General features: G+C 30.0%; 3 protein-coding genes. All 3 read left to right on the plus strand.

Annotated elements, in window-relative coordinates:
• The first annotated feature begins 158 nt into the window (after positions 1-158).
• The 3 genes from CN514_RS21295 to CN514_RS21305 all read left to right on the plus strand — a co-directional run bounded on the left by CN514_RS21295 (position 159) and on the right by CN514_RS21305 (position 5603).
• Positions 159-2969 (plus strand): glycosyltransferase family 4 protein, encoded by a 2811-nt coding sequence (locus CN514_RS21295; protein WP_098234297.1) that lies wholly within the window; start codon positions 159-161, stop codon positions 2967-2969.
• Positions 2970-3085: 116 nt separating this feature from the next.
• Positions 3086-5011 (plus strand): heparinase II/III family protein, encoded by a 1926-nt coding sequence (locus tag CN514_RS21300; RefSeq protein ID WP_098234298.1) that lies wholly within the window; start codon positions 3086-3088, stop codon positions 5009-5011.
• A gap of 16 nt (positions 5012-5027) precedes the next feature.
• A complete protein-coding gene (locus CN514_RS21305; RefSeq protein ID WP_098234299.1) occupies positions 5028-5603 on the plus strand; it encodes a triple tyrosine motif-containing protein in 576 nt (191 codons plus the stop codon).
• Positions 5604-5933 lie beyond the last annotated feature (330 nt).

Genomic DNA, 5933 nt, shown 5'->3' on the forward strand with positions numbered 1-5933 from the left:
AATCAAATATATCCGATAACCTTACTAAAGAAAACGAATTATATTAATTAATTTAAACTTTAATAAACGTTTGAATTCGCTAGAAGTTCAATTAAGTAAATATACACTTTAATTTCACGCAGTAGGTTAGAATGAGTTAAATAATGGAGATGATATAAGTGTATAGAGCTTTATTAGCTTTATGTTATGTAGCTACTTTGTACGTTGGTAATAATTCTATTCAAAGAGTTATTTTTAACTCATGTGTAGGAACAAAAAAGCCAATTATTGGAGGCAAGTGGTTACTACGTATTTCTTGTCGTATTAATGAACAGGAGAAGTTTATAGAACATTTAAAACAATGTAATAGGCTAATGGAAGATCAAAAAAGATATTTAACTGCATATGCATGGAGAAATTTAGGCTTATACAAGAGAGCCTGGATGGAATTAAAAGATATCTCTAAAAACAATGAAGATATTAGCTTTTTGAAAAGTAATACACTTTATAACTTGAGAGCTGTTCAAGAATTGATTGATGCAAATGAACAAATATCAGTTGCCTCTGCTCTAAATGAAAAACAAAAAGATTTTATTGTAAAATATGCATCTAAAAACCATGGACCCTCGAAAGCTCGTCAATTATGTGAAATTTTTAGTAATCATTCCGACCATTACAGTAATTTAATAGAAACATATAAAGAACTTGAGCGTACGGGAGCAACATGGGAGTCTTTCTTACAAGAATATAATAAAGATTTTAAAGTATTGGATAGTAAATATATTAGGGATTGTATTGAATGGTTAAATAGTTTACCTGAAGAAAAAGGACAGCTAGGCTTTAATTTACTAACCAAAGCAGCAGCTAAAGAGCCAGAGATTTTTGCAAAACTTTCTATCGAAATAGGTAAGCTAGTAGATCAAGGAAAAATTAATCCCAATATAATCGAAAATGGCATTAGGTATGTGGCTTCTGCCGAAAATGAACTAAGAGAAAACAATTCAGGAAATGCTTTAAAACTATTGATAAAAGCGTATAAAGAGGGAGACCGATCACAAATTTTATATAACGGTCTTATTAGAACTCTAAAAGAAAATGGGCTGAAAAAGAAATATTATAATGATTTGAGAATGATTATAGATGAAGATTTTCTTGATTTAGGGAGTCATGATGCACTGAACCTATTAGTAAATTGCAGGGGTTTTCACGAACTATATTCTGGAATTAATTTTAGTGGTAGTCAAGAAAGCTTTTTGCAAATTCTAGTTACAGGGGGAAATTTACCTAATAGAATATACAAAACTTTTTTAATCAATTTAATTGAACCTTTTGTTAGTTCCTCACTAAAATTACCATTTAATGAAAAATCCTTCGAAATCTTATCAAAAAATTTAACTGGTATTCATAAATGGGATGTTCTCGAGGTACGCTGGTATATACAACAAGAACAAGTATTCAAAGTAAATGAGTATTTAGGTAAATTTACTAAAGATAAGCAATTAAAAATTTTATTATATATTGCAAAGTACTGCCACGAGAAAAAATTGTATCAAAATGCGTTACAATTTGGCGAACAAGCATATAAGATTAGCCCTAATAATGTGAATGTATTAAGGCGTATGATTGCTAGTCATAATCAATTAGGAAATATTAGCCAAAGATTAAAATTTATAAGAAAACTGAAAAAGATTGCCCCAAATCGAGTTTTTAATCAAGAGTATGAGATGGCTTTTGATGAATATTCTTTACTAAAAAATGAATGGAACTGGTCAAGAAAAAGAAAAGAAATCACTCGTAATGAAACAATTGTTCATGTATTAAACAAATCCCTACCTGAAGTAAATGGATATACAATTAGAAGTATAGAAATCGTAGAGCACCAAAGGAACGCAAACTTAAATCCGGTCGTAGTTTCAAAACTAGGCTGGCCATTAATACAAGAAGTGGGAGAAAGCATAGTTAGAGAAGCCCATAATGGTATTGAACATTACCGTCTCTACGATGAAAAGGGGAATGCTATTCTAAATACTGTTCCTATGAGCGAGTATTTTAAAGTTTATGCTGATCAATTCGGACGGGTTATCAGACAAATTAAACCAAAGTTAGTACATGCAGCATCTAATTTTCAAAATGCATTACCTGCTTTAAAAGTTGCACAAAAATATAATATACCAACTGTATATGAGGTAAGAGGACTATGGCATGATACTCAGTGCACAAAAACAGCTGGATTTGAAAATTCTGAGCGCTATTTATTACACCAAAACTACGAGTTGATTTGTTGTCATACAGCTGATCGTGTGGTAGCTATTAGTAAAAGTTTAAAGGAACATCTTATAACGTTAGGAATCCCGGAAGAAAAGATTTATTTTGTCCCTAATGGAGTAGACATAAAAAAGTTCAGTCCCCAAAGTCCGAACCTTGAATTAAGAAAAAAATTAGATTTAGAGGATAAGTTAGTCATAGGGTTTATTGGCTCTGTAACCCATTATGAGGGGCTTGACTATTTATTGAAAGCTTTAGCTGAATTGAAAGAAATCAATATGAAATTCAAATTTGTCCTAGTAGGTGATGGGAAAGCTCTCCCGGAACTTAAGCAATTAACACAAGAGTTAGGTCTAGATGATTTCGTTACTTTCGTAGGAAGAGTACCTCACACAGAAGTAAACGATTATTATTCTGTAATTGATGTATTTCCTTTTCCAAGAACTAGTGCTAAAGTATGTCAACTTGTTACTCCACTTAAACCATTTGAAGTAATGGCTATGGAAAAATTAGCACTAGTAAGTGATATACCAGCTTTAAGGGAAATGGTTATCGAGGGAGAAACAGGATTAGTTTTCAAGTCAGAAGATGTTTCATCATTAGTAGAATGTCTTAAGAAAGCCGAAAGCAATATGCATTTAGCAAAACAAGGAAGAAAATGGGTAGTAAACCATAGATCATGGGATAAACTCGCAGGAAGATATAATGACATTTATAAAATATAAATATTAGTTGAACTATATATATTTTACATTTATCACTAGTTACTTTCCCAATAAAGAAATAAAAAATTGTATTAACGATAAATTTAGACTTCATTTAGCTTGGGAGGTTTGCACTAGTGAATACTTCTGCAATACAACAAAGAAAGAAAATAGAGATTTTTAGACTGACTCCAGCTTTGAAAATGGATCAACTTAAGGACAGATGTGATGATATTTTAAATAATATTATTTATTTTAATAAGAAATATCCTCCAGTAAAAATGGACTTAAATAATTTATGGAGCATGGATCCCTATGACAGAAGTTGGAGATTTGGACTTCACAGTTTGAAAGTTCTTGAATATTTATTAGATGGTTATAGTACTTTTAGTGATGAAAGATATTTAAGCAAAGCAATAGAACTTTTATGGGATTGGGAGAAATATAATTTTCTAGAATCCCAATCCGAAATGGCCTGGCATGATCATTCGACAGCATTAAGGTTAATAATTATTTGTAAAATTTTTGAAAGTTGGAAATTAAATTTTTGTGATTTAAAAGGAATTAATAGATTTGTAAGTTTAGTCGAAGGTCATTGGGAGAAATTGGTTGACCCTGAATTCTATATGGAGAGACATAATCACGGAATGGATCAGGATATTGCGTTATTAGTATCTACAGTTGTATTCAATGACCTTCCTAAAGCATATGAATGGAGACAGATAGCTACAAAGAGACTAGAAAAACAATTAGAGCACCTATTTGGGGAGGATGGTAGTTATTTTGAACACTCACCAGATTACATCTATTTATTAGTGGAACGATTGTTTAATGTTTTGCGATTTATTAATGATAATGATATTAAACAGAATTCAGATTTAGAAGAAATATTAAATAAATCATTAGTTTTTTTGACTTTTATATTACAACCTGATGGACAAGTTTGTCCTATCGGCGATAGTGAGATGAATCATGTAACCCTGGATAAGCTTGGAAGTGATTCTAATGATATGTTAAAGTACTTAAACTATGTTGTTAGCGGGGGAAAAAGTGGTGAAGAACCTACAGAATTAGATGCTATATTTCCTAACGGTGGTTATGCAGCCTTAAGGAATAAATGGGAATATGATAAAGATACCATTCAAGCAATATTTTTAAGTAGTTTTCATTCAAGGACACATAAACACCATGATGATTTATCATTTACTATCTTTGGACATGGTCAGCCACTATTGGTAGATTCAGGTAAATATAATTATGTCTATAATAGCCCAGAGCGAAAATATGTAGTTTCTACAAAAGCTCATAATACTGTTGTAGTTGATAATGAGAATACAGTTATCTCTAGAAATAATATTGGAAAATCAGGGTTAACAAGCTCTTACTTAGATAAAAACTTTTCTTTTGTAAGTGGGACACACTGTTTATATCCAGGAGTTATTCACCAAAGGTTATTTTTATATTTAAAACCGTATGATTTTATTATTATTGATTACCTACAAGGATATAAGATACATAGTTTTGAGCAAAATTTCCACCTAGCGCCTTCTGTTAATTGTATAAACGAAAATAATAATATCACAGGCTATATAAACGAAAAGCCTATTATATCTTTAAGGCAACTCCATAAAAAAAACGATACTACTATTAACCTAGTAAAAGGTGTAAAAGATCCTTTAATAGGTTGGGTATCCCCAAGATACTCTATATTTGAACCAACTTTTTGTGCATCTTATCGTCAAAATGGAAGTGAAGGACACTTTGCTACACAAGTTTCTCTTAATCCGTTAAATGAGTTAAATGTCAAGTTAAGCTGGGAAGATGATATTTTAAATATTACTTGGGAAAATAATAGCTTAAAAATAATAATAGCTACTCACAAAATATATTTATTTTTAAATGATAAATTCCTTAATTTAAATTATATTGAACATTCCAAAATTAAAGAAGCAATTATAGAACAAAGAAACTATGAATATAGGGAAAAATATCGTTCTGAAAGAAACCGTAGATTAAGGTACTTTGAAGAGTTAGAAACTTTAAAAAAAGAACTGGAAAAATGAAAATGGGGAGTAAAATATGTCAATTCAAACGATAGAACGCATAACTATAAATTTATTGAAAGTCAACAAACTTAGTCCCTCTGTTATAAATTCCAATGTAAAGTGGGAAATAGACGCAACTGGTGATGGATTAGAGTATGCCTGGTATATTTATAGAGACGGTGAGAGAGAAGAATTTATATCATTCAATAAATCTAATGTATTAGAATGGAATCCTAATAAGCCCGGTCTATATTTTATTAAAGCATTTGTTAGAGATAGTGAGGGAAATAAAGTTTCGGAATGGTCTTCTGAATACAAAATAGTTGATTATTTACATCTAGAGGACATTAAAAAAATTATCCCTGATAAACAAAGCCCACAAAATTGGGGAACAACTATTACTTGGAAAGCCGAGGTAAAAGGGGAGGATTTAGAGTATGCCTGGTATATATATAAGGAAGGAGAAAGAATAGATTACATACCTTTTACAGCAAATAACCTTTTAGAGTGGACACCATTTGAATCAGGTAGATATAGAATAAAATTATTTGTCAAAGATAATTATGGTAACAAGTTTTCTAAATGGACTAGGGAATTTAGTATCAAATAATATATTATTCTCTTAGACTATTATTTTAAAAAAGAATTATAAAATTAGCTAATATTCACTTATTAAAAGTAACTATTATTAATTAAAATTATTATACAAGTGTAATACGGGGATATTAAAGTATACTAAAACAATTACTTAGTAAATAAGAAATCCCTTTATAATCTTAGAAAAAGATATCTCTTGAAATCTAGTGGTTTTCATTTTAAATAATAAATTTTTAGAATTTTTCTGATAATTCATTAAAAATAACGGAGAAACATATGTCAATAAAAAAATTAATTGAACAAAACGAAAAAGTATTTAAAGGGGAAGTGGATTTAAAATATT

It is taken from the genome of Bacillus sp. AFS001701, from assembly GCF_002559405.1.
GTDB lineage: Bacteria > Bacillota > Bacilli > Bacillales > Bacillaceae_G > Gottfriedia.